This window comes from Saccharopolyspora sp. NPDC000359 (assembly GCF_040300525.1).
In the GTDB taxonomy this organism is placed as follows: Bacteria; Actinomycetota; Actinomycetes; order Mycobacteriales; family Pseudonocardiaceae; genus Saccharopolyspora.
Genome location: NZ_JBEPDU010000022.1, coordinates 58809 through 85087, shown reverse-complemented (window position 1 = coordinate 85087; position 26279 = coordinate 58809). Strand labels below are relative to the sequence as shown.

General features: G+C 71.7%; 26 protein-coding genes. 9 read left to right on the top strand and 17 right to left on the bottom strand.

The features are described 5' to 3' along the window. Positions 1–4: 4 nt before the first annotated feature. From ABT324_RS16405 to ABT324_RS16380, 6 genes are all read right to left on the bottom strand, one after another. On the bottom strand, positions 5–691 hold the full coding sequence (locus tag ABT324_RS16405) for a response regulator transcription factor (RefSeq protein ID WP_351177361.1): 687 nt from the start codon (positions 689–691) through the stop codon (positions 5–7). Positions 692–843: 152 nt separating this feature from the next. Further along, positions 844–2769, bottom strand: a complete 1926-nt coding sequence (gene dxs, locus ABT324_RS16400) for a 1-deoxy-D-xylulose-5-phosphate synthase (protein ID WP_351177358.1) — start codon at positions 2767–2769, stop codon at positions 844–846. A 360-nt stretch (positions 2770–3129) separates the two neighbouring features. Further along, on the bottom strand, positions 3130–4251 hold the full coding sequence (locus tag ABT324_RS16395; protein WP_351177355.1) for a hypothetical protein: 1122 nt from the start codon (positions 4249–4251) through the stop codon (positions 3130–3132). Positions 4252–4276: 25 nt separating this feature from the next. Beyond that, positions 4277–5164, bottom strand: coding sequence for a hypothetical protein (locus ABT324_RS16390; protein WP_351177352.1), 888 nt, complete (start codon positions 5162–5164; stop codon positions 4277–4279). Positions 5165–5422: 258 nt separating this feature from the next. Beyond that, entirely contained in the window at positions 5423–6661 is a 1239-nt protein-coding gene (locus tag ABT324_RS16385) for a class I SAM-dependent RNA methyltransferase (RefSeq protein ID WP_351177349.1), read from the bottom strand. Then, positions 6633–8669 (bottom strand): APC family permease, encoded by a 2037-nt coding sequence (locus tag ABT324_RS16380; RefSeq protein ID WP_351177346.1) that lies wholly within the window; start codon positions 8667–8669, stop codon positions 6633–6635. The genes ABT324_RS16385 and ABT324_RS16380 overlap by 29 nt, the downstream gene beginning before the upstream one ends. 208 nt (positions 8670–8877) lie before the next feature. Between ABT324_RS16380 and ABT324_RS16375 the strand changes: the two genes are divergently transcribed. Both ABT324_RS16375 and ABT324_RS16370 read left to right on the top strand, forming a co-directional pair. Then, on the top strand, positions 8878–9543 hold the full coding sequence (locus ABT324_RS16375) for a potassium channel family protein (RefSeq protein ID WP_351177343.1): 666 nt from the start codon (positions 8878–8880) through the stop codon (positions 9541–9543). Next, a complete protein-coding gene (locus ABT324_RS16370) occupies positions 9543–10208 on the top strand; it encodes a potassium channel family protein (RefSeq protein ID WP_351177340.1) in 666 nt (221 codons plus the stop codon). Before ABT324_RS16375 ends, ABT324_RS16370 begins: the two co-directional genes overlap by 1 nt. Positions 10209–10289: 81 nt before the next feature. Here the strand turns inward: ABT324_RS16370 and ABT324_RS16365 are convergent, their stop codons facing one another. From ABT324_RS16365 to dut, 4 genes are all read right to left on the bottom strand, one after another. Continuing rightward, a complete protein-coding gene (locus ABT324_RS16365) occupies positions 10290–11021 on the bottom strand; it encodes a DUF3159 domain-containing protein (RefSeq protein ID WP_351177337.1) in 732 nt (243 codons plus the stop codon). After that, positions 11018–11395 carry an OB-fold nucleic acid binding domain-containing protein gene (locus ABT324_RS16360; RefSeq protein ID WP_351177334.1) on the bottom strand — a complete coding sequence of 126 codons (378 nt, stop codon included), beginning with the start codon at positions 11393–11395 and terminating at the stop codon, positions 11018–11020. The genes ABT324_RS16365 and ABT324_RS16360 overlap by 4 nt, the downstream gene beginning before the upstream one ends. 212 nt (positions 11396–11607) lie before the next feature. Then, a complete protein-coding gene (locus ABT324_RS16355) occupies positions 11608–12243 on the bottom strand; it encodes a DUF3710 domain-containing protein (RefSeq protein ID WP_351177331.1) in 636 nt (211 codons plus the stop codon). A 4-nt stretch (positions 12244–12247) separates the two neighbouring features. Further along, on the bottom strand, positions 12248–12739 hold the full coding sequence (dut, locus tag ABT324_RS16350) for a dUTP diphosphatase (protein ID WP_351177328.1): 492 nt from the start codon (positions 12737–12739) through the stop codon (positions 12248–12250). Positions 12740–12763: 24 nt separating this feature from the next. Here dut and ABT324_RS16345 point away from each other — a divergent pair, with 24 nt between their 5' ends. Further along, entirely contained in the window at positions 12764–13270 is a 507-nt protein-coding gene (locus tag ABT324_RS16345; protein WP_351177325.1) for a DUF3093 domain-containing protein, read from the top strand. Between the two features lie 89 nt (positions 13271–13359). Here the strand turns inward: ABT324_RS16345 and ABT324_RS16340 are convergent, their stop codons facing one another. Further along, positions 13360–13659, bottom strand: coding sequence for a DUF4193 domain-containing protein (locus tag ABT324_RS16340; protein ID WP_150068843.1), 300 nt, complete (start codon positions 13657–13659; stop codon positions 13360–13362). 432 nt (positions 13660–14091) lie between these two features. Between ABT324_RS16340 and cei the strand changes: the two genes are divergently transcribed. Continuing rightward, the gene (gene cei, locus ABT324_RS16335; protein WP_351177322.1) at positions 14092–14820 is read left to right on the top strand and encodes an envelope integrity protein Cei; all 729 of its coding nucleotides are present in this window, start codon (positions 14092–14094) and stop codon (positions 14818–14820) included. A 41-nt stretch (positions 14821–14861) separates the two neighbouring features. Here cei and ABT324_RS16330 read toward each other — a convergent pair whose 3' ends face one another. Continuing rightward, a complete protein-coding gene (locus tag ABT324_RS16330; protein WP_351177319.1) occupies positions 14862–15656 on the bottom strand; it encodes an inositol monophosphatase family protein in 795 nt (264 codons plus the stop codon). 96 nt (positions 15657–15752) lie between these two features. On the opposite strand from ABT324_RS16330, the gene ppgK reads away from it, so the two are divergent. The 3 genes from ppgK to ABT324_RS16315 all read left to right on the top strand — a co-directional run bounded on the left by ppgK (position 15753) and on the right by ABT324_RS16315 (position 18803). Then, entirely contained in the window at positions 15753–16511 is a 759-nt protein-coding gene (gene ppgK / locus ABT324_RS16325; protein ID WP_351177316.1) for a polyphosphate--glucose phosphotransferase, read from the top strand. A gap of 252 nt (positions 16512–16763) precedes the next feature. Beyond that, positions 16764–18149: an RNA polymerase sigma factor gene (locus ABT324_RS16320; RefSeq protein WP_502949745.1), complete on the top strand. Its 1386-nt coding sequence runs from the start codon at positions 16764–16766 to the stop codon at positions 18147–18149. 468 nt (positions 18150–18617) lie between these two features. Beyond that, positions 18618–18803 carry a DUF7455 domain-containing protein gene (locus ABT324_RS16315; protein WP_351177313.1) on the top strand — a complete coding sequence of 62 codons (186 nt, stop codon included), beginning with the start codon at positions 18618–18620 and terminating at the stop codon, positions 18801–18803. A gap of 158 nt (positions 18804–18961) precedes the next feature. On the opposite strand, the gene ABT324_RS16310 is transcribed toward ABT324_RS16315, so the two are convergent. Then, on the bottom strand, positions 18962–20173 hold the full coding sequence (locus ABT324_RS16310) for a cysteine desulfurase-like protein (protein ID WP_351177310.1): 1212 nt from the start codon (positions 20171–20173) through the stop codon (positions 18962–18964). Between the two features lie 106 nt (positions 20174–20279). Then, the gene (locus ABT324_RS16305; RefSeq protein WP_351177308.1) at positions 20280–21083 is read right to left on the bottom strand and encodes a TetR/AcrR family transcriptional regulator; all 804 of its coding nucleotides are present in this window, start codon (positions 21081–21083) and stop codon (positions 20280–20282) included. A gap of 73 nt (positions 21084–21156) precedes the next feature. On the opposite strand from ABT324_RS16305, the gene ABT324_RS16300 reads away from it, so the two are divergent. Continuing rightward, positions 21157–22371, top strand: coding sequence for an MFS transporter (locus tag ABT324_RS16300; protein WP_351177305.1), 1215 nt, complete (start codon positions 21157–21159; stop codon positions 22369–22371). A gap of 3 nt (positions 22372–22374) precedes the next feature. Here ABT324_RS16300 and ABT324_RS16295 read toward each other — a convergent pair whose 3' ends face one another. After that, positions 22375–24150, bottom strand: a complete 1776-nt coding sequence (locus ABT324_RS16295) for a DEAD/DEAH box helicase (RefSeq protein WP_502949744.1) — start codon at positions 24148–24150, stop codon at positions 22375–22377. A 291-nt stretch (positions 24151–24441) separates the two neighbouring features. Here ABT324_RS16295 and ABT324_RS16290 point away from each other — a divergent pair, with 291 nt between their 5' ends. After that, on the top strand, positions 24442–25536 hold the full coding sequence (locus ABT324_RS16290) for a YihY/virulence factor BrkB family protein (RefSeq protein ID WP_351177302.1): 1095 nt from the start codon (positions 24442–24444) through the stop codon (positions 25534–25536). A gap of 31 nt (positions 25537–25567) precedes the next feature. On the opposite strand, the gene ABT324_RS16285 is transcribed toward ABT324_RS16290, so the two are convergent. Together ABT324_RS16285 and ABT324_RS16280 are read right to left on the bottom strand one after the other, a co-directional pair. Further along, positions 25568–25816 carry a DUF3039 domain-containing protein gene (locus tag ABT324_RS16285; protein ID WP_351177299.1) on the bottom strand — a complete coding sequence of 83 codons (249 nt, stop codon included), beginning with the start codon at positions 25814–25816 and terminating at the stop codon, positions 25568–25570. Between the two features lie 49 nt (positions 25817–25865). Further along, positions 25866–26189, bottom strand: coding sequence for a DUF3099 domain-containing protein (locus ABT324_RS16280; protein WP_351177296.1), 324 nt, complete (start codon positions 26187–26189; stop codon positions 25866–25868). Positions 26190–26279: the final 90 nt, after the last annotated feature.

Sequence of the window (26279 nt, the reverse complement as noted above, 5' to 3'; positions counted from 1 at the left end):
CCGGTCAGCCCCGCGCGTGCTCGGCGCGCCCCGCCGACGGCACGCGGTAGCCGGAGCCGACCACGGTCTCGATGATGCCCGGCTCCCCCAGCTTCTTGCGCAAGGTCATCATGGTGACCCGCACCGTGGTGGTGAACGGGTCGGCGTTCTCGTCCCAGACCCGCTCCAGCAGCTCCTCGGAGCTCACCACCGCTCCCCCGGCCGACAGCAGGACCTCCAGGACGCCGAACTCCTTGCGGGTCAGCTCCACCTCGCCGTCGCGGCGGCGCACCGTGCGGCGCGCCGGGTCCAGCTCCAGCTCCTGCGCGGTGAGCAGCGGCGGCTGGGCCGGTGTCGCGCGCCGCCCCAGCGCCCGCACGCGGGCGACCAGCTCGGCGAAGGCGAACGGCTTGGCCAGGTAGTCGTCGGCGCCCAGGGACAGCCCGGCGACCCGGTCGGCGACGGTGCCACTCGCGGTCAGCATGAGCACCCGGGTCAGGGCGCCTGAGTTGATCAGCTGCTGGCACAGCTCGTCGCCGGACATGCCGGGCAGGTCGCGGTCGAGCACCACGACGTCGTAGCGGGTGATCGACGCCTTCTCCTGACCGCTCTCGCCGTCGTAGGCGACGTCCACGGCCATGCCGTCCCGGCGCAGCCCGCGAGCGACCGCGTCGGCCAACGGCTTCTCGTCCTCGACGACCAGGATTCGCACGTCCTCACCCTGCCACAACGCCCAGACCGGGGACCCCCGACGCGATCAACCAGCCGACCGGCCACGCGCCTCCGCGCACGCCGTCGGTGTGCCGAGCAACCCCCATTGGGACCAGGCATCCGATCCCAATGGAAGCTGCGCAGGACCGGCGGTCAGCCGTTGGCGGCGGGCCGCTCGTCGTCGGCGGCGACCCGCAGCGGGACGCGCGAACCACCGAACTTGGCCAGCCACCCGGTGATGCGGTGCGCGATGTCCTGCTCGGTGAGGCCGAGCTCGGCCAGCACCTCCTCGCGCGAGGCGTGGTCCAGGAACTCGTTCGGCACCGCCAGGTCGCGCAGCGGGACGTCCAGCTCCGCGTCGCGCAGCGCGGCGGCCAGCGCCCAGCCGAAGCCGCCGTGCCGCCCGCAGTCCTCCAGGGTGACCACCAGGCGGTGCTGGGACGCCAGCTCGACGACCTGCTCCGGGACCGGCACCACCCAGCGCGGGTCCACCACGGTGACCTCGACGCCCTGCGCGGCCAACCGCTCGGCCGCCGCCACCGCGAGCTGGCCGAACGCGCCCACCGCGGCCAGCAGCACGTCGCCCTGGCCGCGCCGCAGCACGTCCACCCCGCCGACGCGCTCGACGGCGGGCACCTCCTCGACCACCGAGCCCTTGGAGAAGCGCACCACGGTCGGCCCGTCGTCCACCGCGACCGCCTCGCGCAGCTCCTCGCGCAGCGTCACCGCGTCCCGCGGCGCGGCGACCCGGATGCCCGGGACCAGCCCCAGGATCGACAGGTCCCACATGCCGTTGTGGCTGGCGCCGTCGTCGCCGGTGATGCCGGAGCGGTCCAGGGTGACCGTGACCGGCTGCTTGTGCAGCGCGACGTCCATCAGCAGCTGGTCGAACGCGCGGTTGAGGAACGTCGAGTAGACCGCGAAGACCGGGTGCAGCCCGCCCATCGCCAGCCCGGCCGCGGAGGTCATGCCGTGCTGCTCGGCGATGCCGACGTCGAAGCAGCGGTCCGGGTAGGCCTCGCCGAACTTGCGCAGCCCGGTCGGGCCGAGCATCGCCGCGGTGATGGCCACCACGTCGGGCCGCTCGGCGCCGATCTTCACCAGCTCGTCGGCGTAGACGTCGGTCCAGCTCTTCGGGGCGGGCTTGCGCGGCAGCCCGGTCTCCGGGTCGATGACCTTGACCTGGTGCATCAGCTCGGCCTGGTCGTTCTCGGCCGGGGCGAACCCGTAGCCCTTGCGGGTCACCGCGTGCACGATGACCGGCCCGCCGAAGGACTTGGCCATCTGCAGCGCGTGCTCCATCGCGCGCAGGTCGTGGCCGTCCACCGGGCCCAGGTACTTGATGCCCAGGTCGGAGAACATCACCTGCGGGGCGATGGCGTCCTTGATGCCGCTCTTGGCCGCGTGCAGGCCGGTGTAGAGCGAACGGCCCACCACCGGCAGGTTGCGCAGCGTGCGGCGACCGCTCTCCAGCGCCTTCTCGTAGCTCGGGTTCAGCCGCAGTGCGGCGAGGTGCTCGGCCAGGCCGCCGATGGTCGGGGAGTAGGAGCGGCCGTTGTCGTTGACCAAGATCACCACGGGGCGCTCCTGGTCGGCGGCGATGTTGTTCAACGCCTCCCAGCACATCCCGCCGGTCAGCGCGCCGTCACCGACCACCGCCACCGCGTGCCGCGGCTCACCGCGCAGCTGGAAGGCGCGCGCCAGGCCGTCGGCGTAGGACAGCGCGGTCGAGGCGTGGCTGTTCTCCACGTGGTCGTGGTCGCTCTCGGCGCGCGACGGGTAGCCGGACAGGCCGTCCCGCTTGCGCAGCCGGTCGAAGCCGTCCTGCCGACCGGTGATGATCTTGTGCACGTAGGCCTGGTGGCCGGTGTCGAACACCACTGCGTCGCGCGGCGAGTCGAACACCCGGTGCACGGCGAGGGTCAGCTCCACTGCCCCCAGGTTCGGTCCCAGGTGACCACCGGTGCGCGAGACCTTCTCGATCAGGAACTGCCGGATCTCCTCGGCCAGTTGCGCCAGCTCAGCGTGCTTAAGGCGCCTGACGTCGGCGGGACTGCGCACGGACCCCAGCAGCGTCACCGCTCCACCTCACTCATCGTGCCGGTCGGGTTCACTCGCATGCCTGGGCCGGGCTGGCTGCCTGGCTCCGCCGCGATACATGGTGCGCCCAGTCTACGGAGCGGGCTACCGGCGGCCCGGCGCGGTGTGCGCGCCCGCTGGTCCACCAGAACCGATGCGCACCGGTACCGCTGAACGGACGAAGTTCCCAGGTCCGGCAATCGGTCTAGGGGGTGTGGTGGAGGCCGCGGAAGCGGCCCCGCGCGAGTGGGTGCCCGTCCCCGGTGAGGGTTTGTGGGCATCGTCACCGACGTGCGGCGCCGTCGGCTTTCCACTGGTGAGCGGCCAGGTCGGCGCAGCGCAAGCCCGGGACGCGGCGACTCACCGCCAGGGTCGCCAGCCCAGGACGGGGGCGACGTCGGGGCGGAGGTCCCCCCACGTCGGGCTGTGCGGCGGGAGCTGTTGCAGCTCGGCGAATTTTAGGCGCTTGCGCACGCGCAGCCACGCGACGACGAAGTAGCCGCCGAGCACCAGGAGCACGGCGCCCACGATCCACACCCCGATGTCGGTGAGCCCCCGGCCGACCGCGCTGGCCAGTAGCCCCGAGCCGAGCACCGCGGCCGCGAAGCCCAGCAGCGCCCGGAACGCCGGGTAGGCCTGGGCCTGCCTGCCGCTGCGGAAGGTCTTGGTGCGCGCCACGGCCCACTTGCGCAGGGCCTGCCAGGCGTCGACGGTCTGCGGGCCGGTGCGCTGCGGCCAGGCGGCGGTGGCGCGGCGTCGCGCGATGGCCGCCACCAGCCTCGGGTCCTCGACCGGCAGCACCCACTGCTGGCGGCCAGCGACCAGCCGCACCGCCGGACCGCGCCGCAGGCGGACCCGGGTGCCGCCGGGCAGCGGCCACCAGGCGTCGTCGGCGTCGACCTCGCCGGGCTGGGCCAGGGCGAGCTCGGCCAGCGGCAGCGCGTGGTCGACGTGCCCGCCGCCGGACCTGGTGCTCTGCGCCAGCACCGCCCGGTCCCGGCCGATCCGCAGCTTCCCGGTGCCGACCGGGACGGCGACCTCCACGTCGAGCTCGGCGAGGTCCAGCGCGAGCTCGGTGCACCGGCACTGCGCCAACCAGGCCAGCACCGGCCCGACGACCAGCAGCGCCACCCCGACCGGGACGCCGAAGACCAGGTCGACCACCGCCGGGGGCACCGCGGCCAGCAGCGCCCAGCCCGGCCAGCGGCGCGGAGTCCGCTGGTCCAGCAGCCAGCCCGCAGCGGCGAGCACGATCCACCCGGCCGACCAGACCAGCAGGAACCCGGGCACCGCTCCCAGTCCCAGCAGCAGCGTCAGCACGGGCAGCAGCACGACCGCCAGCCCGCCCGAGGCCAGCGCCACCGGACGCCGACCTGGCACGGAATTCCTCGCCGCGCTGGGGGTTCCGGGCACCGGCTGCGCTCCGGTTCCCGACTCCGGGGGCGCGGGCAGCACCTCCGGGAGGTGTTCGCGTCGTGTCATCTCGCGGTTCCCACTCCTCGAACGGTCAGCACGCACCGGGGTCGAGGCGCACCGGTGCGCGCCCGCGCATGGCGACGCGAGCGCTCAGGACGTCGGCGAACTCCGGGTCGACCGGCAGCAGCTGCTCGTCGTGCCGGGTGCGGACCGCCACCACGTCACCGGGCGGCACCGACACCCCGCGCCCGTCGGCGAACCAAGTCCAAGCCCGGTCCTCCGGCGTGCTCGGCCGCACCCCGACCTCGGTGATCGACGGGAGCTCGATGTCCTTGGTGGACGGTTGCCGGGCGGGGCTCCCGGCGGCGGTCCGCACCGTCAGCCGGAGCCGATCCTCCGTCAGCAGCAGGCAATCCTCCGCACCGCACTGCGGGGAGCGCAGCGGCAACCGCAGCACGAACTCGGTCCCGCCCAGCTCGCCCAGCGGCGACCGCAGCAACGCGCGGCGGGCCGCTTCGGTGGCGAGCACCGGGACCGCCGTCCCGACCACCAGCACCGCCACCGGCTGCCACCAGGAGAGCACGCCGTTGCCGACCACCGAGATCACCGCCAGCAGCAACCCGAGCGCCTGCACCGGTGCGACGACGGCGGAGAGCAGGTGCCAACCGTGCGGCTTGCGGCGCCAGTCGATCCCGTCCGCCGCGCGCCGGGCCAGCCACACCGCAGCCGGGAACGGCAGCACGACGAGCACCGCGGCGAACCCCCAACCGACCAGGTCCTGGGTGCCGCGCGCCCCAGCCACCGGCATCGCCGACCCCTTGCTGACCAGCGACCAGGCCAACCCGAGCACCGACACCACCAGCTCGGCGGCGCACCAGAGGGACGCCACCCGCAACCAGCCCCGAGCCCGCCGCCACCGCTGCTCGACCGCTCCCCGGCAGCGCGGATCAACCCGACCGGGCACCTCGTCAAGCCACACCGCGCCTCCCTCCCCGCCGAACCCAGCACCCTAAACCCCGGCCCCACCACGACGAACCCGCAGTTTCAATTGAAACTGCGATCACCACCCACACCCGCCCGCAGTTTCAATTGAAACTGCGGTTCTCACCCACGGCGGGTCGAAGTTTCAATTGAAACTGCGGTCCCCCACCACCCACGACGGGCTACAGTTTCAGTTGAAACTGTGGTTCCCCGGGGCGCCGGGGACGGGCGTAGTTTCAGTTGAAACTGCGGGGGGCTAGGCGTTGGTGGGTTCGAGGAGGGCGATGCACTCGATGTGGTGGGTCATCGGGAAGGCGTCGAAGGACTCCAGCTCTCGGAGGCGGTAGCCGCGCTCCGCGTACAGGCCGACGTCGCGCGCCAGGGCCGCCGGGTCGCAGGCCACGTGCACGATCCGCGACGGTCCGCGCGCGGTCACCGCGTCCACCACCGCGCGCCCGGCACCCTTGCGTGGCGGGTCCAGCACCACGACGTCGGGCACCGGCAGCTCCTCGTCCGCGGTCACCCGCTCCACGGTGCCCGCCCGGAACGACACCTGCGGGAGGTCCCGCAGGTTCGCCACCGCGTCCTCCACCGCGCGCTTGGACGACTCCACCAGCAGCACCGACCCGGTCGGCCCGGCCTGCTCGGCGAGCACCGCGGCGAACAGCCCGACCCCGCCGTAGAGGTCCCAGGCGACGCCTCCGGACGGCACCGCGGCCAGCCGGGCGACGGTCTCGCTGAACACGTCCGGCGCCGCTTTGTGCACCTGCCAGAAGCCCTGCACCGACACGTCGAACGCGCGGCCCTGCGCGGACTCGTGCGCCACCTCCCCGCCACGGACGTGCCGGGCCACGGGGCGCGCGTGCCGCCGCTGCGGCTTGTGGTCGACCGCGGTCACGTGCACCTCGCCGCGCGAGTCCTCGACCACGGTCAGCTCAGCGCCCGGCCGCCAACGGCGGTCGGTGACCTCCGACATCGCCTCCGCAGCGGTGATCGGGCAGTCCTCGACGGGGATCACCCGGTGGCTGCGGTGCGCCCGGAACCCGGCGTTGCCGCGGCGGTCCACGGCCAGCCGCGCGCGGGTGCGCCAGCGCAGCAACCCGCCCGGCAGCTCGCGCACCTGCACCGGCCAGTCGAGCCCGGCGATCCGCTGCAGCTGCTCGGCGATCACCGCCGCCTTCAGCTCGCGCTGCGCCTCCCCCGATGCGTGCTGCCAGTCGCAGCCGCCGCACCGGTCACGGCCCAACGCCATGTCGGCCAGCGGGCAGGGCGGGCTCACGCGCCCCGCAGCTGGGGTCAGCACCTCGACCGCGTCCGCGCGGCAGAAGCCGCCCCCGGCGTCCTCCGTGACCTCCGCGACCACGACCTCACCGGGCAGGGCGTGCCGGACGAACACCACCCGGCCCTCGTGCCGCGCCACGCAGTGGCCGCCGTGCGCGACGGCGCCCACCTCGACCTCGAGCCGCCTACCGGTCCAGTCCGGTTTTCCGGTCACCGCTTCCCTTCCCGCTGATCCCCAGCCCGCGCCGCGTCGCGCCCGGCATGGAGGACAGCTGCTGCTTCTTCTTCTGGCGGATGCGGTCGGAGGACTCCAGCTGCCACGGCACGCTGGTGACCATCACACCCGGTTGGAACAACAACCGGCTCTTGAGCCGCAACGCGCTCTGGTTGTGCAGCAGCTGCTCCCACCAGTGCCCCACCACATACTCCGGGATGAACACGGTGACCACGTCACGGGGGCTGTCCCGGCGGATGCGCTTGACGTACTCCAGCACCGGCCGGGTGATCTCCCGGTACGGCGATTCCAGCACCTTCAACGGAACCGGCAGGTCCTCCGCCTCCCACTGGGCGGTCAACTTGCGGGTGTCGTTGTCGTCGACGTTGACCGTCACGCCCTCCAGCACGTCGGGGCGGGTGGCTCGGGCGTAGGCGATGGCCCGCATCGTCGGCAGGTGCAGCTTGGAGACCAGGACCAGCGCGTGGTTGCGGGAGGGCAGCACGGCGTCGGCCTCCTGCTGCTCGAGCTCCTCGGCCACCCGGTCGTAGTGCCGGTGGATGGCGGTCATCAGCACGTAGATGGCGGCCATCGCGGCGATGGCGATCCAGGCGCCGTGGGTGAACTTGGTGATCAGCACGATCACCAGGACGCTGGCGGTCATCACCAGCCCGAAGGCGTTGATGGACTGCGCCCGGCGCATCCGCTTGCGGGTCTGCGGGTCCTCCTCGGTGCGCAGCTTGCGGTTCCAGTGCCGGATCATGCCGCTCTGGCTGAGCACGAAGGACACGAACACGCCGACGATGTAGAGCTGGATCAGCCGGGTCACCTCGGCCTCGAAGGCGAACACCAGGATGACCGCGCCGGTGGCCAGGAACAGGATGCCGTTGGAGAAGGCCAGCCGGTCCCCGCGGGTGTGCAGCTGCCGCGGCAGGAACCGGTCCTGCGCCAGGATCGACCCGAGCACCGGGAAGCCGTTGAACGCGGTGTTGGCGGCCAGCACCAGGATCAGCCCGGTGAAGAACACCAAATACCAAACCCCGGGCGGGAAGCCCGCGAACACCGCACCGGCCAGCTGCGCGACCAGGGTCTTCTGGTGGTAGTCCGCGGGTGCGCCGACGAGCTGGTGTGCCGGGTCCTCGGCGACCACGGCACCGGTGACCTGGGCCAGCCACAGCAGCCCCAGGAACATCACCACGGCGAGGGTGCCCATCATCGCCAGCGTGGTGGCGGCGTTGCGCGACTTCGGCTTGCGGAACGCCGGGACGCCGTTGCTGATCGCCTCCACCCCGGTCAGCGCCGCGCTGCCGGAGGAGAACGCCCGCAGGGCCACGAAGGCGAACGCGACCCCGGCCATCTGCGTCTCGTCGGGCACCAGCTCGAACTCGGCGCTCTCGGCCCGCAGGTCCGCGCCGAGCACGTAGCTCTGCACCACGCCCCACCCGATCATGCCGAGGACACCGATGATGAATGCGTAGGTCGGGATCGCGAACAACGTGCCGGACTCCCGGACACCGCGCAGGTTCAACGCGGTCAGCAGCACAATCGCCCCGACCGCGAACAGCACCTTGTGCTCGGCCACGAACGGGATCACCGAGCCGATGTTGGCCGCCGCGGAGGAGATGGAGACCGCGACGGTGAGGATGTAGTCGACCAGCAGCGCGCTGGCCACCACCAGTCCCCACCGGCGCCCGTGGTTGACGGTGGCGACCTCGTAGTCGCCGCCACCGGAGGTGTAGACGCGGACGTTCTGCCGGTACGAGGCGACCACCGCGACCAGCACCACGGCGACCAGCAGGCCGATCCACGGGCTGATCGTGTAGGCCGAGATGCCCGCGACCGAGAGCACCAGCAGGATCTCTTCGGGGGCGTAGGCGACGCTGGAGATCGCGTCGGAGGAGAACACCGGCAGCGCGACGCGCTTGGGCAGCAGGGTGTGCGCGAGGCGGTCGCTGCGGAACGGTCGACCGACGATCAGCCGTTTCGCCGCGGTTGCGAGCTTGGACACGGCACTGAGCGTAAGCGGTAGGACCGGTCGACCGGGTGGTTCGGCCGTCCGTTTTGCTCGCAGGTCACATCCCGGGGCCACCCCTGCTCGCAGCCGCACCTCACCCGGTACGGTGCAGCAGCCCGGAGCCGTCCGTCCAGGTACCGTCAGCAGGCGATCGCGGGTCGTCGCGACGCCAGCACACCCCCGCAACGAGGAGACGAAGGTCGTGCACGTGGTGATCATGGGCTGCGGCCGGGTCGGGTCGTCCCTGGCCGCTGCCCTGCAACGGCTCGATCACACCGTGGCCGTGGTCGACAAGGACCCGCAGGCGTTCCACCGCCTGGGCAAGGACTTCCGCGGCCAGCAGATCACCGGCAACGGCTTCGACCGGGACATCCTGGTGGAAGCGGGCATCGAGCAGGCGGCGGCGTTCGCCGCGGTGTCCAACGGGGACAACTCCAACATCGTCTCGGCGCGGGTCGCCCGGGAGACCTTCGGCGTGGAGCACGTGGTCGCCCGGATCTACGACCCCAAGCGCGCCGAGGTCTACCAGCGGCTCGGCATCCCGACCGTGGCCACCGTCCCGTGGACCACCGACCGGTTCCTGCGGATGCTGCTGCCCGAGGGCGTGGCCACCGCGTGGCGGGAGCCCTCCGGCACCGTCGCGGTCCTGCAGCTGCCGCTGCACGAGGCCTGGGTCGGGCACCGGGTGTCCGAACTGGAGTCGGCCACCGGCGCGCGGGTCGCGTTCATCACGCGGTTCGGCAACGGCGTGCTGCCGGACGCCAAGACGGTGGTCCAGGCCGACGACACGGTCTACGTGGCGGCCCTGTCCGGAACCGTCACCGACGTCACGGCGGCGGCCCGCCGAACCCCCGAGGAGAGCGAGTGATGCGCATCGCGATCGCGGGCGCCGGCGCGGTCGGCCAGTCCATCGCCCGGGAGCTGATCGAAGGCGACCACCAGGTCCTGCTGATCGAGCGCAGCGTGCAGAACTACCACCCGCGCAACATCCCCGGCGCCGAGTGGATGCTGGCCGACGCCTGCGAGCTGGCGTCGCTGGAGGAGGCGGGGCTGGAGTCCTGCGACGTGGTCATCGCGGCCACCGGCGACGACAAGGTGAACCTGGTGGTCTCGCTGCTGTCGAAGACCGAGTTCGCGGTGCGCCGGGTGGTCGCCCGGGTCAACGACCCGCTCAACGAGTGGCTGTTCACCGAGGCCTGGGGTGTGGATGTCGCGGTGTCCACGCCGCGGATGCTGGCCGCGATGGTCGAGGAGGCGGTCAACGTCGGCGACCTGGTCCGGCTGATGACGTTGCGCCAGGGCCAGGCGAACCTGGTCGAGGTGACGTTGCCGGAGGGCACGCCGCTGGCCGGGCGGCGGGTCCGCGAGCTGAAGCTGCCCGTGGACGCGGCGCTGGTGACCATCCTGCGCGGCGGCCGGGTCATCGTGCCGCAGGCCGACGACCCGTTGGAGGTCGGTGACGAGCTGCTCTTCGTGGCCACCGCGGACGTCGAGCAGCAGATCCGCGCGGTCCTCCACGCCCACGAGTCCTGAGCCCACCCGATCTCAACAGGCTTGAGCCGTCCCGTTGAGGTCGCGGCACGACGCCCCGAGGACGGGCTGCTCCCGGTGGGGTCAGCTGGCCGAGGGGTCCGGGCGCACCGCGGACGCCTCGACGGCCTCCGCCTCCTGCTCCGCGACCTTCTTCGCGCGGCGGATCGCCCACACCGTGACGACCAGCGCCAAGGCGGTCAGCGGGTAGCCCATCGCGATCCGGGCGAACGCCAGCCAACCGGTCTGGTCGGCGTCGTAGAGCCACTGCTGCACCACGTACTTCGCCGCGAAGACCGCGACCCACGCCAGGGTGGCCAGGTCGTAACCGCGCAGCGCGCGCCGCTGCTTGCGCCAGGAGAAGCCCAGGCCGTTCAGCGCCGACCAGGCCACGCCCACCAGCGGCCAGCGGGCCAGCACCGACACCAGGAACAGCCCGCCGTAGATCAGGCTCGTCCAGATGCCCAGCAGGAAGAACCCCTTGGCGTCACCGGAGCGGTAGGCGATGAACGAGCACACCACAACCCCGAGCACGCCCGAGATGGCCGGTTGCAGGGGCTCCTTGCGCACCAGCCGGAAGATCGCGATGGCCACCGCCACCCCGATCGCCGACCAGATCGCCGTCGTCAGGCTGACGAACGAGCTGATCAGCACGAAGACCACGATGGGCACCGCGGAGTAGGCCAGCCCGCTGACCCCGCCCATCTGCTCCAGCAAGGTGTTCTCGGTGGCGGCAGCGCGCTGCTCGCCGTCCACCTGCTTCTCGGCCGTGTCCTGGGCGGTCGGCCCGGCAGCCGCTGCGTCGCGTTCGCTCATGCGGTGTTCTGCAACTCGTAGTAGGGGTTGTACAGCACCTTCCGGCCGTCGCGAACCGCGATCCGACCGCTGGCCTTGATGATGCGCCCCGGCTCGATCCCGGCGATCCGGCGGCGGCCCAGCCACACCAGGGTGACGTCCTCGGTGCCGTCGTACAGCTCGGCCTCCAGCGTCGGAGCCGAGACCTTGGGGCACAGCCCGACGCTGCGGACCCGCCCGAGCACCACGGCCTCCTGACCGCACTTGCAGTCGCTGGCGCGCTGCGCCCCGCCGGCCTGCGACCGCTCCGAGAGGTCGTCGGCGTCCAACTCGGCGACGTCACTGGTCAAGCGCCGTACGAGGCGACGCCAGTAGCCGCCCTCGCTCTTACTCATCTAGCGCTCCTGTGCGCCCTCGGGGCTCGACTCGCGCAGCCCGTGCACCCCCAGCGTAGCGGCCGATCGACCGCAGGTCGCGTCCCCGGCGCGAATGCGCACTTGATCGCACGATCGGATCAATCAGCCGTCGCGACCGGCAAAATCCAGCAGCTCGGCACCCGCCTGGCGCGGCTCGGACGTCGCCCCGGCGGGGCGGCGTCCGAGCCCGGTCACTGCGCCGCCTGGCCGTTGCCCTGGGCCTGCTGCGCCTGCTGGATGTGGCGCAGGATGGCCTCCGGCAGCTGTATCGGCAGCGGGGTGCGCACCGGCATCGGGTCGGTGCCGCGCACCACGATCGTCTCGTCGAGCACCGCGTAGAGCAGCTTCGCGCAGTCCTCGGCGGTCTCCGCCGGTCCGGCCGCGACACCGCGCAGCAGCCAGCGGGGGCCGTCGACGCCGATGAACCGCAGCGCGGCCTTCGGCGAGTCGGCCACCAGCTCGATGCCCCAGTCACCCTCCTCGGTGTGCACCCGCGCGCCGTCCTTGCGCAGCTGCTCGGCCAGCTCGCCGCTGACCTCGCGCCACAGGCCGCTGCTGCGCGGCGCGGCGAAGGCGCTCACGGTCAGCCGACCGACCGGGGTGACCACGTGCACCGCGCGCACCGGCCCCGCCGGGTCGACCTCGACCTGCAGCTGACCGCCCTCGGGCACCGGCAACCGCACCGACCCCAGGTCCAGGCGCTCGACCTGGTCGTCCGGCGCGTCACCCTCGTCGAACGGCCCGCGCTCCGGGACGTCCGCGGATTCCGCCGACTCCTCCACCACGTCGTCGGCGCGCTTGCCCCGACCGCGGCCCCATCCGAACATCCCGTCAGCCCTCCGTCCTGTGACCGGTCTCGGCCCCCGAGACCGCCAGCACCTCGTGCCCGCCGGTGGACCCGTAGCCCCCGGCGCCCCGCTGCGACGCGGGCAGCTCGTCGACCTCCTGGAACACCGCGCGCTCGACCCGCTGCACGACGAGCTGGGCGATCCGGTCGCCGCGCCGCAGCGACAGCGCGTTGTCCCGATCATGGTTGATCAGGCACACCTTGATCTCACCGCGGTACCCGGAATCCACCGTGCCGGGCGCGTTGACCACGCTCAACCCGGCCCTCGCGGCCAGCCCGGAGCGCGGGTGCACGAAACCGGCGTAGCCCTCGGGCAGCGCCAGCGCGATGCCGGTGCCCACCACCGCGCGTTCGCCGGGCTGGAGCACCAGGTCGCTGGTGGTCACCAGGTCCGCGCCAGCGTCGCCGGGTTTGGCGTACGACGGCAGCGGCACGTCGGGGTCAAGTCGGGTCAGCAGGACCTTCACGTTCGACACGGGCGGCGAGACTACCCTGAAGTCGTGTCGGAAAGCGTAGAAGCGGCCAGCACGACCGGGGACACGCCCGGTCAGGCGAACTCGAGGGAGCACCCGGTGTACCGGGAGCGGCTGTACGCGGCCTGGTGGTCCTGGCCACTGCCGATGGTCGGCGCCGTGCTGATGGCCGCGCAGGTGCACATGGGCTACCCGGGCGTGCGGGCGTGGCTGCCGTACGTGGTGCTGGTGCCGCTGGCCATCGCCATCCCGCTGTGGCTGGGGCGCACCAAGGTCGAGGTCACCGGCGGCGAGCTGTGGGTGGGTGACGCGCACCTGCCGCTGCGGTTCATCGACGAGGTCGAGGTCATCGGCCCGCAGGAGCAGCGCCGCGCGCTGGGGCCGGAGCTGGACCCGGCCGCGTTCATGGTGCACCGCTCCTCGATCCGCACCTCGGTGCGGATCTGGCTGGACGACCCGGACGACCCGACCCCGTACTGGGTGGTCAGCACCCGGCGCCCCGAGCAGCTCTGCAAGGCGTTGGGCAAGGGCTGACCCGGTGCGGGCGGCGGAAAGAAAACTGGGCACACGCCCCGCGTGTGCCCAGCCGCTCCCCGGTTTCGTCGACGTCTGCTCGCCCGATCTCAGGCAGCGCAGTCGCGGCAGATCAGCTGGCCGTTCTTCTCCTCGGCCAGCCGACTGCGGTGGTGGACGAGGAAGCAGCTCGCGCACGTGAACTCGTCCGCCTGCTTCGGGAGGACCTTGACGGTCATCTCCTCGCCGGACAGGTCCGCGCCCGGGAGTTCGAAGTTCTCCGCGATCGCCCCTTCGTCCTCGTCGACGACGCCCGATTGCGCATCGTTGCGTCGCGCCTTCAGCTCCTCCAACGAGTCCTCGGCCAAGTCGTCGGACTCGCGGCGCGGAGCGTCGTAGTCGGTCGCCATCGTGATTCACCCCTGCGTTTGTGGAGACTGCAATGGTGTGCCGCTGGTAAACGTTCCAGGACCAGGATTTGTGCCCGGCGGGACAGTGATCGTGGTCTCGCCCTGCAACGCGTTCAGTACCCCCGTTATGAGCGACTTGCCTCATCCGGCACTCCGTGAGGCGCCGAGAGGGTAGCTCATGGCGAATCCGCACATGCACCAGGTCACCCATAGGTGTGGTGTTCACTGCATCCACGACTCCCCGGAGATCAAACCGGCGCGGTCCCCGGCCGTCGCCACCGGTTGCCCGCTCAGCGGCTCGGCGATGCCATGCGCAGGCGGTTCAGCCGGACCACATCGATTCAGCGGCGATGCGGCGTCAACCGCGACACAGCAGCGGTGTCCGGCACCGCACGACGCAAGTTCAGCGCATAGGCTTGATCGCAGTGCCGGATGGAGCATGAGGAGGGGCGGGACGTGGCAGCCGTTGGTGCAAGGGGGGGACGACGAGCCGGGTACCGGCGCCGTCGGCCGTTGCCCGCTCTGCTGGTGCTGGCCTGCCTCGTGGTGGCAGCTGGCCTGCTGTGGACGCGGGTCTTCGATTCCGTGCAGGACATCGAGACCGCCACCACCTGCAACCCGCCGACGCCGCCCACCGCCGCGCCCGTCGCCGACGGGGAGGCGACTGAGCAGGTGGCGCTGGGCAGCATGCTCAAGCGCGACGCACTGGACTCGACCACCCCGATCCCGCCGCAGGACGTGCAGGTGCGGGTGCTCAACGGCAACGGGGAGAGCCGCCAGGCCACGCTGGTCAGCGGCGAGCTGGAGAGCCTCGGCTTCGCCAAGGGCGGCGCGGACAACGACCCGGTCTACGTCAACTACGACCTGAAGTGCCACGGCCAGATCCGCTTCGGCACCGCCGGGGCGGGCGCGGCCCGCACGCTGAGCCTGATCGCGCCGTGCGCGCAGCTGGTCCGCGACGGGCGGGAGGACGCCGCCGTCGACCTCGCGCTCGGCAGCAAGTTCGACGACATCAAGACCACCTCGGAGGCCAAGCAGGTGCTCCAGGAGCTGGAGAACTGGGTGCCGCAGCGGGACCAGCAGGGCGGCGCGCACCAGGAGGTCACGCCCCCGCAGATCGACAAGGAACTGCTGACCAAGGCCCGCGACGTGCACTGCTGAGGAACGCGGACCGGCACCCGACCGGCCCGCGCCCCCACCGCTCAGACCCGACCCGCGTCGACCTCCCGGAGCACGCCGGTGAGCTCCTCGGCGATGCCCGGCGCGGCGCAGATCAGCATCCCGTCGCCCAGGCCGTCGGTGCTGCCGCGCTCGGGCAGCCGCAGCCGCGCACCGGCCTCCTCCGCGACCAGGGCCCCGGCTGCCCAGTCCCACCGGTTCAGGCCGACCTCGTACATGCCGTCCAGCCAGCCCGCGCCGACCGCGCACAGGTCCAGCGACGCCACCCCGGCCCGGCGGATGTCGCGCACCTGCCCCAACAACCGGCCCACCACGGCCGCCTGCGCCTCGCGCCGGTTGACGTCGTAGGCGAAGCCGGTGCCGATCAGCGACAGGTCCAGCCGGTCGGCCGCAGAGACCCGCAGCCGCTGCCCGTCCAGGAACGCGCCGTGCCCGGTGGCGGCGCTCCACACCCGCCCGGACACCGGCTCGACCACCGCACCGGCCACCGACCGACCGTCGAGCTGCGCGGCCAGCGACACCGAGTACCACGGGAACCCGTACAGGTAGTTGACCGTGCCGTCGATCGGGTCGACGACCCAGCGCAGGCCCTCCAGCGCGTCCTCGCCGCCCTCCTCCTCGCCGAGCACCGACTCGCCGGGGCGCAGCTCGGCCAGCCGCTCGCGGACCAACCGCTCCACCGCGCGATCACCGGCCGTGACCACATCGGTTTCGGTACTCTTCGTGTCTACACCACGAGTGACGGCCTCATCACGCACAGTGCGGGCCAAGTCGGCGGCTTCGCGCGCGATCCGCACCGCGACCTCGCGCAACGCCATTGCGTCTACCTCAGTTGCCAATCCCACGCCCACATCGCAACACAACCCGGTTAAGGTCTGCACACCTCGGTCTGAATCGAATAGGAAGGATCAGCCATGGGGACTGCCCGCGGTTTCGGCGTGGACATCGGCGGGTCGGGCATCAAGGGGTGCCCGGTCGACATCGAAGGCGGCGTGCTGGCCGAGGAGCGCATGCGGATTCCCACCCCGCAGCCCTCGACCCCGTCCGCGGTGGCCGACGCCGTGGCCGAGATCGTCGAGAAGTTCTCCTGGACCGGCCCCGTCGGGATCACCCTGCCGTGCGTCATCAAGGACGGCACCGCGCTGACCGCGGCCAACATCGACAAGAGCTGGATCGGCACCGACGCGCAGGGGCTGTTCGCCGAGCGGCTCGGCCGCAGCCGCGAGGACGTCGTGGTGCTCAATGACGCCGACGCCGCCGGGATCGCCGAGATGCGCGCGGGCGCCGGTGCCGGGCACCGCGGGCTCGTCGTGGTGCTGACCTTCGGGACCGGCATCGGCAGCGCCATGTTCATGGACGGCAAGCTGGTGCCCAACACCGAGTTCGGGCACATCGAGGTCGACGGTCACGACGCGGAGACGCAGGCCGCGGCGTCGGTCAAGGACACCCTGGAGCTGACCTACCCGGAGTGGGCCCCGCGGGTCACCCGCTACGTCCAGGCGCTCGAGCAGTTCCTGTGGCCGGACCTGATCATCGCCGGGGGCGGGGTCAGCAAGAAGGGGCACAAGTGGATCCCGCTGCTGGAGACCCGCACCCCGGTGGTCGCCGCAGCGTTGCGCAACGACGCCGGCATCGTCGGCGCCGCGACCGCCGCGACCAGCGGCAACGCCTGACCCAGGGGCCACTTAGCACACGACGGGGCGCGCGGACTCCGCCTTGCAGCGGAACCGCACCCCCACATCGCAGTTACAATGGAACGCGGCCCGCTTGGTTCGAGGCCCTCCGGCAAGGAGAAAACACCGATATCGCCTGGTGTTCTCCCCTTTCGAGTGGGACTGGAATCCGGTGGGTTGTTCCCCGACCTTTGGCGGCCGAGGTTTCGCGCCCTCCGGCCAGCCCTGATCGACCGTCGCGAAAGGGCGTACGTGGCAGCCGCAGAAACCGCAACCCGACGCTCCAGCACCGCCGCTACCGGCGGCGCCCAGACCGAGTCGGGCCAGTCCCAGGCCACCCCAGCTTCGGAGGCGGCTGGTTCGTCTGAGCAGACGAAGTCCACCGCCGCGCGGAAGAGCACCAAGAGCTCGACGGGTGCGAAGTCGACGACCCGGAAGACCGCCACGAAGACCGCGGCGGCGAAGAAGGGCGCCAAGGCCCCGGCCAAGAAGTCGACCAAGTCGGCTGCGGCCAAGGGCAGCGGCGAGGGCATGGAGATCGACGAACCGATCGAGACCGACCTGACCTCCCCGGACGTCGGCGACCTGGCCGAGGTCGAGGTGGAGATCCCGGAGGAGCCGGTCCCGGACGAGGACTCCAAGGAGTCCGGTGACTTCGTCTGGGACGAGGAGGAGTCCGAGGCGCTGCGCCAGGCGCGCAAGGACGCCGAGCTGACCGCCTCCGCCGACTCGGTGCGCGCCTACCTGAAGCAGATCGGCAAGGTCGCGCTGCTCAACGCCGAGGAAGAAGTCGAGCTGGCCAAGCGCATCGAGGCCGGGCTCTACGGCGCGGAGCGGCTGCGGCAGGTCGAGGAGTCCGGCGAGCAGCTCACCACCCAGATGCGGCGCGACCTGCGCTGGATCGTGCGGGACGGCGAGCGCGCCAAGAACCACCTGCTGGAGGCCAACCTCCGACTCGTGGTCAGCCTCGCCAAGCGCTACACCGGTCGCGGCATGGCGTTCCTGGACCTCATCCAGGAGGGCAACCTCGGTCTGATCCGCGCGGTGGAGAAGTTCGACTACACCAAGGGCTACAAGTTCTCCACCTACGCGACGTGGTGGATCCGGCAGGCCATCACCCGCGCCATGGCCGACCAGGCCCGCACCATCCGCATCCCGGTGCACATGGTCGAGGTCATCAACAAGCTGGGCCGCATCCAGCGCGAGCTGCTGCAGGACCTGGGCCGCGAGCCCACGCCCGAGGAGCTCGCCAAGGAGATGGACATCACCCCGGAGAAGGTGCTGGAGATCCAGCAGTACGCCCGGGAGCCCATTTCCCTGGACCAGACGATCGGCGACGAGGGCGACAGCCAGCTCGGTGACTTCATCGAGGACTCCGAGGCCGTGGTGGCGGTCGACGCGGTGTCGTTCACGCTGCTGCAGGACCAGCTGCAGTCGGTGCTGGCGACGCTGTCCGAGCGCGAGGCCGGCGTGGTCCGCCTGCGCTTCGGCCTGACCGACGGCCAGCCGCGGACGCTGGACGAGATCGGTCAGGTCTACGGGGTGACCCGCGAGCGCATCCGGCAGATCGAGTCGAAGACGATGTCGAAGCTGCGCCACCCGTCCCGCTCCCAGGTGCTGCGCGACTACCTGGACTGAGCGGCAGGATTCCCGGAAGGGCCGTCGACCACCTGGTCGACGGCCCTTCCTACGTCTCGGGGCGCGGTGCGGCGTCCATCCGGCGGCGGAACCGGTCCGCCTGGTGGGATCCGGTGTTCGCTTCCAGCGGAAACGCCGCCCACCAGATCCCGCCCGTTCTGTGATCTGAAGCACCGGATGTCCGGATCCTGATCAAGCCGGTGCTTCCGCTCCGATCCCGGCCGCGCCGCCGTTTCCCCTCGTCACAAGGGTTTTCGCGAGTTCGATCACGTTCCGCGAGCGGCGCTGCTGCAACCGGGTGCTTCATGGTGACGACCGTCGCTGGTCGGCGCGGGAACACTGACTGCGGCCCAAGCGTCTGGAAGAGTGGAGCCACGAGCACCGACCCCGCAGCCAGTGGGCCACCGGTGGTCGTAGCAGGATCGAGGGCGTCGGACCATTCCGGCGCCGGGACGGAGGGAGATCACGATGCCGGGAACGCTCACCCGCCCCGAGCTGACCGCCGCCGACCGCTGCGACCGCTGCGGGGCCGCTGCCAAGCTTCGCGCCGTATTGCCATCCGGTGGGGAGCTTCTGTTCTGCGGGCACCACGCCCGCGAGTACGAGGCCGGGCTGCGCGAGGTGCAGGCCGACCTGCAGCAGGACGAGCAGTAAACACCCGTTGGACGAGCTGACCGCGCCCCCGCAGGGCTTCCTGCGGGGGCGCGGCCCTTTTCCGCCTGGGCCGACCTCAGGGCGTCGGAGCCCCCGGCCCACGCGCTTCCGGTGGGAACCAGACGTCTGACCCCCACCGGAATCGCGGTGGCAACAGGTCAGCCGGTGAGGTCGGCGAGGGCTTCGAGGAGGCGGCGGACGTCGGACTCGTTGGTGTAGTGCGACAGGCTCGCGCGCACCCCGCCCTGCGGGCCGATGCCGAGGGCGTGCACCGCCTCCCAGGCGTAGGAATGCCCGTGGGAGACGTTGAGACCCCGCTCAGACAGCCGTTCGGCCACCGCCCGGGGCTCCGCGCCGGGGAGCCCGAAGAACGCCGTGGGCGTGCACTGGCCCGTCGGAGCGCCGTAGCGCTCCACACCGTCCAGCTCTGCGAGCCCCTCGAACAGCGTCCTGGCAAGCGCCTCCTCGTGGGCGACCACCGCGCGGCGGGAGACCGCCAGGCGGTCGGCCCGGCTGCCGTCGGCATCGGAGTCCAGCCCCGCCAGGTGCTCCACGGCCGCGACCGCACCGGCCATGGCGGCGAACGGGTTGGTACCGAGCTCGAAGCGGTCCGGCGAGGTGTCCGGGGACGGCTTGAGCTTGTCCGGGTGCAGGTTCTCCAGCGCCCACGGATCGGCGGCGACCACCGCCGCCAGGTGCGGCCCCGCCCACTTGTAGGCGCTGGTCGCGTAGAAGTCCGCGCCGAGCTCCGCGAGCTGCACGTGCGCGTGCGGGCAGTGCTGCACGCCGTCGACGTAGGAGAGGGCGCCGACCTCCCGGGCCCGGTCGGTGATCGTCCGCAGGTCCGGGATGGTGCCCAGCAGGTTCGAGGCGGCGGTGGTGGCGACCAGCTTGGTGCGCTCGCCGATCAGGTCGGTGACGCGCTGCGCGGGCAGCTCGCCGGTCGCCGGGTCCAGCTCCGCCATCCGCACGGTCGCGCCCGCGCGCTGCGCGTGCTGGACCCACGGCCGGACGTTGGCGTCGTGGTCGAGCTGGGTCACCACGACCTCGTCGCCGGGCCGCCAGCCGTCGGCCAGCACCGCCGCGAACCGGTAGGTCAGCGCGGTCATGCTCGGCCCGAACACCACCCCCGCCGGATCGGGTGCCCCGACCAGGTCGGCCACCGCCGCCCGTGCCTCGGCGACGATCCCGCCAGCCCGGCGGCTCGACTCGTGCGGTCCACCCACGTTGGACATCCCGACCCGGTAGGCGTCGGTGACCGCGTCGATCACCGGCTGCGGCACCTGGGTACCGGCCGCTCCGTCCAACCACGCCCTGCCGTCGGCCAGCGCCGGGTACTGCGCCCGGACCTTCTCCACGTCGAAAGCCATGAACCGACCCTAGGAGACCGGACACCGCAGCAGAACCGATCAGTGCTCCGCCGATCGGGGCGCGTTGGGGTCCAGTCCAGGCCGGTCGATCGGCGCTGAGCCCGGGTCAGTCGGCGGCCCCGCCCCGATCGCCTGCCAACGCGCGCAGCACGAGCGGTCTGGACATCAGGCCGTGCACGCGGTGGGCGAGCTGGTTGGCGCTGGCCCCGGAGTCGTGCTCTTCCCGCAGCGCGTCGACGAGCTCCGCGCGAGCGTGGTCCGCGGCTGCGAGTGCGGTGCGGAGCTGCTCGGCGGCCGCGTCCACGCGCGAGGGCGCGTCGGTCAACCCGTTGACCGGCTGGTCAACGGGTTGACCAGCCGGTACCTCTTCGACGTGCGCACGGGCGAAGCTGGCCAGGAACTCCCGCAGGGCCCCGTCGCCCTCCCCCAGCAGCAGCTCGGCGACCTGCGGCACCGCGTGCGGCCAGCTCGCCACACCGCACAGGGTGAGCAGCGCACGTGCGACTTCGGGGCCAGGTTCGCGCCCGAGGAGCCGGGCGAGGGACTCCATCCGCCTGCGGTAGTGCTCGGCGTGGCTCCGGTCCGCCCGGCGGCCACCGCGCAACCCCTCCCAGAGCAGCAACCGCAGCATCTGCGGGTGCTCCCGGTGGTAGTCGTACAGGTTGACGACGTAGTCGCCGACATCCCGCGCGGGTAGCGCGACCGCCGCGTCGAACTCCTCCAGCACCTCGGCCATGACCGCGTCGAACAGCCCGTCCTTGCTGCCGAAGTGCTTGTAGAGCCGTTCCTTGTTGACCCCGGCCTGGTCGGCGATGCGATCGACCCGCGCACCGGCCACGCCGTGCTCGGCGAACTCCGCGCGGGCCGCGTCGAGCAGCGCCCTCCTGGTGCCTGCTGAACTCCGTGCCACGCGATCACCTTAGCACCTCGCAAGCCAACTAGTTGGTTTGCGTTTCGCGCGGCGAACGAATACGGTCCCCGGCATGGCAACAACAGCTCCACAGGTCGCCGGCGGCCCCACCGGGCCAGCCTCGACCACACCCGAGCACGCACCGCTGGGCCGCAGCCTGGCGGCGTTCGTGCTGACCGCCCTGCTGGCCACCGGCCAGATGTACGCGGTGATCCCGCTGATGGGCGAGATGGCATCCGAGTGGCACGCCGACACCGCGTCGATGACCTGGCTGGTCAGCGCATTCGGCTTCGGTTACGCCGGTGGTTTCGTGCTCTTCGGACCGCTGGCCGACCGCTGCGGCCACCGGCGGGTCGTCGTGGCCGGAGTGCTGGCCGCCGCAGTCGCGACCGGCCTGGTGGCCACCGTCCCGGGAGTTGCCGCGGCGGTCGCCGCACGGGTGCTCCAGGGACTCATGATCGCCGCGTTCCCACCGTGCGTCCTGACCTACATCGCCGAACGCTCCGCACCGCAGCACCGCATGGTGAAGACCACCGCGGTCACCACGGCGTTCCTGGCCTCGGCAGTGGTCGCCCAGATCGCCGCCCAGATCATCGCGGACGCGCTCGGCTGGCGGATGGTGTTCGCCGCCAGCGCGCTGGCCTTCGCCGTCATGGCACTCGCCCTGCGCACCGTGATGCTGCCCGATCGGCCCACAACCACCAGCTCACCGCTGGACGCGTACCGGGCCGTCCCGGCTCTGCTGCGCAACCCCCGCCTCCGGCTGCTCTACGCGGCCACGCCCGCCGTGTTCGGCTCCTTCGTCGCCGTCTACACCGGGCTCCAGCTCACCGGCACCGCCGGGAGCCCGCAGGCGCTGCTAGCACTGCGGGCGAGTGCGCTGCCGGTGATGCTGGTGGTCCCGTTCCTGACCCCGTGGCTGCGGCGGATCACCAGCGCGTTCCGGATCGCGCTCGCCCTACTGTTCGCCTCAGTGGTCAACCTGTTGACCGCCCTGCTGGCACCCGGAACCACCGGGCTCTCGATCCTGCTGATGGCGTTCGTCGCCGGCATCGCCGTCGCCGCACCGGCGATGATCGAAACCGTCGGGGCGCGCGCCGACCGGGCCCGTTCCACGGCGATCTCGCTGTCGACGTTCTGGTTCTTCGTCGGCGCTGGCCTCGGCCCGCTGCTGGCCGGAGCCCTGACCAGCTCCGGCTTCGGCACGCTGCTGCTCGTGCTCGCGGCCGTGCTGGCCTGCGGCGCGGCCCTGGTCCTGGTCACCGCGCGTCGGCACGCTGCGCGCTGAGCCTCACCAGGAGCGGAGGGTGGCGATGCGCTCCTCGAGCTGTTCGACCGTGGCCATCGCCGTCGGGGGGCCGCCGCAGGTCTTCTGCAGCTCGTTGTAGATCTTGCCGTGCGGTTTGCGGGTCCGGTGGTGGTGCAGCGACACCAGCGTGTTCAGCTCCTTGCGAAGCTTCTGCAACCGCTCCTGCACGCTCTGCGGCTTCGCGTTCGCGCGCTGCTCGGCCTGCTCGGCGGCCTTCGCCGCCTTCGCGTCGGCCTCGCGCTTGGCGACGTCCTCGAGCTGCTGCGACTGCCGCTGCCGCAGCAGCGCCCGCACCTGGTCGGGTTCCAGCAGGCCCGGCAGGCCGAGGTAGTCCTGCTCCTCCTCGGAGGTGCTGAAGGCCGCGGTGCCGAACGACGAGCCGTCGTAGATCACCTGGTCCAGCTCGGCCTCGGCGCCCAGCGAGGTGAACGCCTTCTCCTCCTCGCCGGGCTCGTCCTCCTTGCGGTTGGCCTGGGCGAGCAGCTCGTCGTCCCAGCCGTCCTTCTCCCGGTGCGGCTTGCCCAGCACGTGGTCGCGCTGGGTCTCCAGCTGGCTGGCCAGCTCCAGCAGCACCGGCACGCTCGGCAGGAAGACGCTGGCGGTCTCCCCCGGCCGCCGGGACCGCACGAAGCGGCCGATGGCCTGCGCGAAGAACAGCGGCGTCGAGGCGCTGGTGGCGTACACGCCGACGGCCAGGCGCGGCACGTCGACGCCTTCGCTGACCATCCGGACCGCGACCATCCACCGGTCGTCGGACTCGGCGAACTCGGCGATCCGGCTGGAGGCCTGCGGGTCGTCGGAGAGCACCACCACCGGCTCGGTGCCGGTGATCTGGCGCAGGGTCTTGGCGTAGGCCTTGGCGGTGACGTGGTCGGTGGCGATCACCAGCCCACCGGCGTCGGGCATGCCACCGTTGCGCAGCTGCGCCAGCCGTGTGTCCGCGGCCCGCAGCACCGCCGGGACCCACTCCCCCGCCGGGTCCAGGGCGGTGCGCCACGCGCGGGCGGTCTGCTCGGCGGTCAGCGGCTCGCCGAGGCGCGCGCTGAACTCGTCGCCCGCGCTGGTGCGCCACCGCGCCTCACCGGAGTAGGCCAGGAAGACCACCGGCCGGACCACGCCGTCGTTGAGCGCGTCCGAGTAGCCGTAGGAGTGGTCGGGGCGGCTGCGCATCGAGCCGTCGGCGTCGGGCTCGTAGCTGATGAACGGGATCGGCGAGTCGTCGCTGCGGAACGGCGTACCGGTCAGCGACAGGCGCCGCACGGCCGGGGTGAAGGCCTCCCGGATCGCGTCACCCCAGGACTTTGCGTCACCGGCGTGGTGCACCTCGTCGAGGATCACCAGCGTCTTGCGGCGCTCGGTGCGCACCCGGTGCAGTGCCTCGTGCGCCGCGACCTGCGCGTAGGTCACGACCACGCCCTGGTAGTCGCTGGAGGTGATGCCGTCGGCGTTGCGGAAGTTGGAGTCCAGCGCGATGCCCGCCCCGGCCGCCGCCAGCGCCCACTGGTGCTTGAGGTGCTCGGTCGGGGCGACCACGGTGACCGCCTCGACGGTGCGGTCGGCGAGCAGCTCGGCGGCGACCCGGAGTCCGAAGGTGGTCTTGCCCGCGCCCGGCGTCGCGACCGCCAAGAAGTCCTGCGGCTTGGTCGACAGGTACTTGGTGAGCGCTCTGCGCTGCCACGCGCGCAGCGGTCGGGACGGGGCCTGCGAGGGGTCGCTGAGCACTGATCGGACGGGATTGTCGAGTTGCGCTTCGGACACGCCGGCTCGCCGCTCCTTCCTGGGTCTCCCCTGCCTGAATGGCGCGGGCGAGTCGTGGCACCGCCCTGCGAACGCCCGCGCGCACGTCGATCGGCTCGATGCGGGCCGCCGTGCAGCTTACCTCCGCTGGTGGATCTCCACCGGCACGGCTGTGGAGACGAATGCGACACTCCGTTTTTCCGGGTCGGCGCTCATCGCGGGGGGCAATGCAGCATCCTTGTGGGTGCCATGGGTTCGCCGAGTTCGCCAGCAAGCCGGGGGCGCAGTGCCGCCGCACCACGGGACGCCCCGGTGCGACGAGGGCCGCTGCGCCTGATCGCGCGCACCCTGGACAAGGCCTGGTGGGACAACATCTTCTCCGAGTCGGCGGCGGCCGCGTTCTGGCAGACGCTGTCCATGCCGCCGCTGCTGCTCGGGCTGCTGGGCAGCCTGGGCTTCCTCGGGGACTGGTTCGGCCCGTCGGTCGTCGACGCGGTGCACGACAAGATCCTGGCGTTCTCCCGCACCGTGTTCACGCAGAACGTGGTGGACCAGATCATCGGCCCGACGGTGGCCGACATCCTGACCAAGGGCAAGGGCGAGATCGTCTCGGTGGGCTTCCTGCTGTCGCTGTGGGCGGGGTCGTCCGCGCTGGCGTCGCTGGTCGACTCGATCACCATGGCCTACGACCAGTACCTGGTGCGCAACAGCGTGTGGCAGCGCATCTTCGCGCTACTGCTGTACCTGGTGTGCCTGGTCCTGGCGGTGTTCGGGCTGCCGGTCATCGCGCTCGGCCCGGACTGGCTGCCGACGATCTTCCCGCAGGACTACCAGGACGACATCGCCTGGTTGATCCAGGTCTTCTACTACCCGGCGACCGCGGTCGGGCTGGTGGTGGCGCTGGCGACGCTGTACAAGGTGGCGGTGCCGCGCAAGCTGCCGTGGCACCGGGGCCTGCCCGGCGCGCTGCTGGCGATGGCGCTGTTCCTGTGCTCGAGCATCGGCCTGCGGCTCTACATCACCTGGGTGACCGGCACCGGCTACACCTACGGCGCGCTGGCCACCCCGATCGCCTTCCTGCTGTTCGCGTTCTTCATCGGCCTGGCGATCATCATGGGCGCGCAGTTCAACTACGCGATCCAGGAGATGTACCCGGCGAAGATGACCCGCCGGGAGCGGCGGCGGTGGCGGCGGCTGGAGATGCGGCGCCTCGAGCAGCGCATGCACACCGAGGAGGGCTACCGGGCGTGGCGCAACGGCCAGGCAGCGGAGCCGGTCGAGGAGGCCGAGGCCGAGCCGCCAGCTGAGCACGAGGCACCGGAGGAGCGGGGCGGCGCGGCGGGACTACCGCGCAACGGCGTGCCGTTGCCGGAGCAGCGCAAGCAGGCAGAACCGCGCGGCGGCTGAGCTCAGCGCACCGCGCGGTCGCGCCCGCGAGTCAGTCCTTGCCGCCGGGCGGCAGCGACTCGAAGATCTCCTTGCAGTCCGGGCAGACCGGCGAGCCCGGCTTCGGCGACTTGGTGACGGGGAACACCTCACCGCACAGCGCCACCACGTGCGTGCCCATGACCGCGCTCTCGGCGATCTTGTCCTTCTGCACGTAGTGGAACATCTCCGGCCGGTCGTCACTGGTCTGATCAGTGGTCTCGGTCCGGGTATCGGTCTCCGGCAGCGTCATCGTGCTCATGTCCCAATGATGCCGCACGTCCGGCGCGGGTGGTTGCGCCAGGCGTCCGTCAGCCCTCGATGACCTGGTGCTCGCGGGACTCCAGGGTGCGGTGCGAGCGCCGGTACCGGTTCACCTTCTCGCTCTTCTGCACGGGCCGGTCGTTGGCGATGAGCACCGCCATCCACGGCAGCGGGATCGAGATCGCCAGGATGATCAGCGCCAACCACCACAGCTGCCACAGCTGGAACACCACGGCCGCCAGCACCAGGCACGGGATCCGGCTGGCCATCATGATCGCGTACCTGCGGCGACGCATCGCCTGCTGATCGTCTAAGGACGGCTGGGCCTCGGTGATCAGCACCGGGGAGTCGTCACGATGTGAGTTGTTCACGACGCTACCTCCACGTTCATGCTCCCACCCGAGCGCCGCCGCCAACACCCCGGGGACGCGCGGAGTTCGGTGTCCGACCCCGAGGTTGAC

Coding starts and splice junctions, on each gene's coding strand:
- ABT324_RS16330 (WP_351177319.1), bottom strand. CDS start 15,656: ATGGCGTTGCGCGAGGTCGCGGTGCGGATCGCGCGCGAAGCCGCCGAC.
- ABT324_RS16370 (WP_351177340.1), top strand. CDS start 9,543: ATGCGCATCGCGATCGCGGGCGCCGGCGCGGTCGGCCAGTCCATCGCC.
- cei (WP_351177322.1), top strand. CDS start 14,092: ATGGAGCATGAGGAGGGGCGGGACGTGGCAGCCGTTGGTGCAAGGGGG.
- ABT324_RS16365 (WP_351177337.1), bottom strand. CDS start 11,021: ATGAGCGAACGCGACGCAGCGGCTGCCGGGCCGACCGCCCAGGACACG.
- ABT324_RS16285 (WP_351177299.1), bottom strand. CDS start 25,816: ATGAGCACGATGACGCTGCCGGAGACCGATACCCGGACCGAGACCACT.
- ABT324_RS16300 (WP_351177305.1), top strand. CDS start 21,157: ATGGCAACAACAGCTCCACAGGTCGCCGGCGGCCCCACCGGGCCAGCC.
- ABT324_RS16315 (WP_351177313.1), top strand. CDS start 18,618: ATGCCGGGAACGCTCACCCGCCCCGAGCTGACCGCCGCCGACCGCTGC.
- ABT324_RS16340 (WP_150068843.1), bottom strand. CDS start 13,659: ATGGCGACCGACTACGACGCTCCGCGCCGCGAGTCCGACGACTTGGCC.
- ABT324_RS16310 (WP_351177310.1), bottom strand. CDS start 20,173: ATGGCTTTCGACGTGGAGAAGGTCCGGGCGCAGTACCCGGCGCTGGCC.
- ABT324_RS16395 (WP_351177355.1), bottom strand. CDS start 4,251: ATGACACGACGCGAACACCTCCCGGAGGTGCTGCCCGCGCCCCCGGAG.
- ppgK (WP_351177316.1), top strand. CDS start 15,753: ATGGGGACTGCCCGCGGTTTCGGCGTGGACATCGGCGGGTCGGGCATC.
- ABT324_RS16355 (WP_351177331.1), bottom strand. CDS start 12,243: ATGTTCGGATGGGGCCGCGGTCGGGGCAAGCGCGCCGACGACGTGGTG.
- ABT324_RS16360 (WP_351177334.1), bottom strand. CDS start 11,395: ATGAGTAAGAGCGAGGGCGGCTACTGGCGTCGCCTCGTACGGCGCTTG.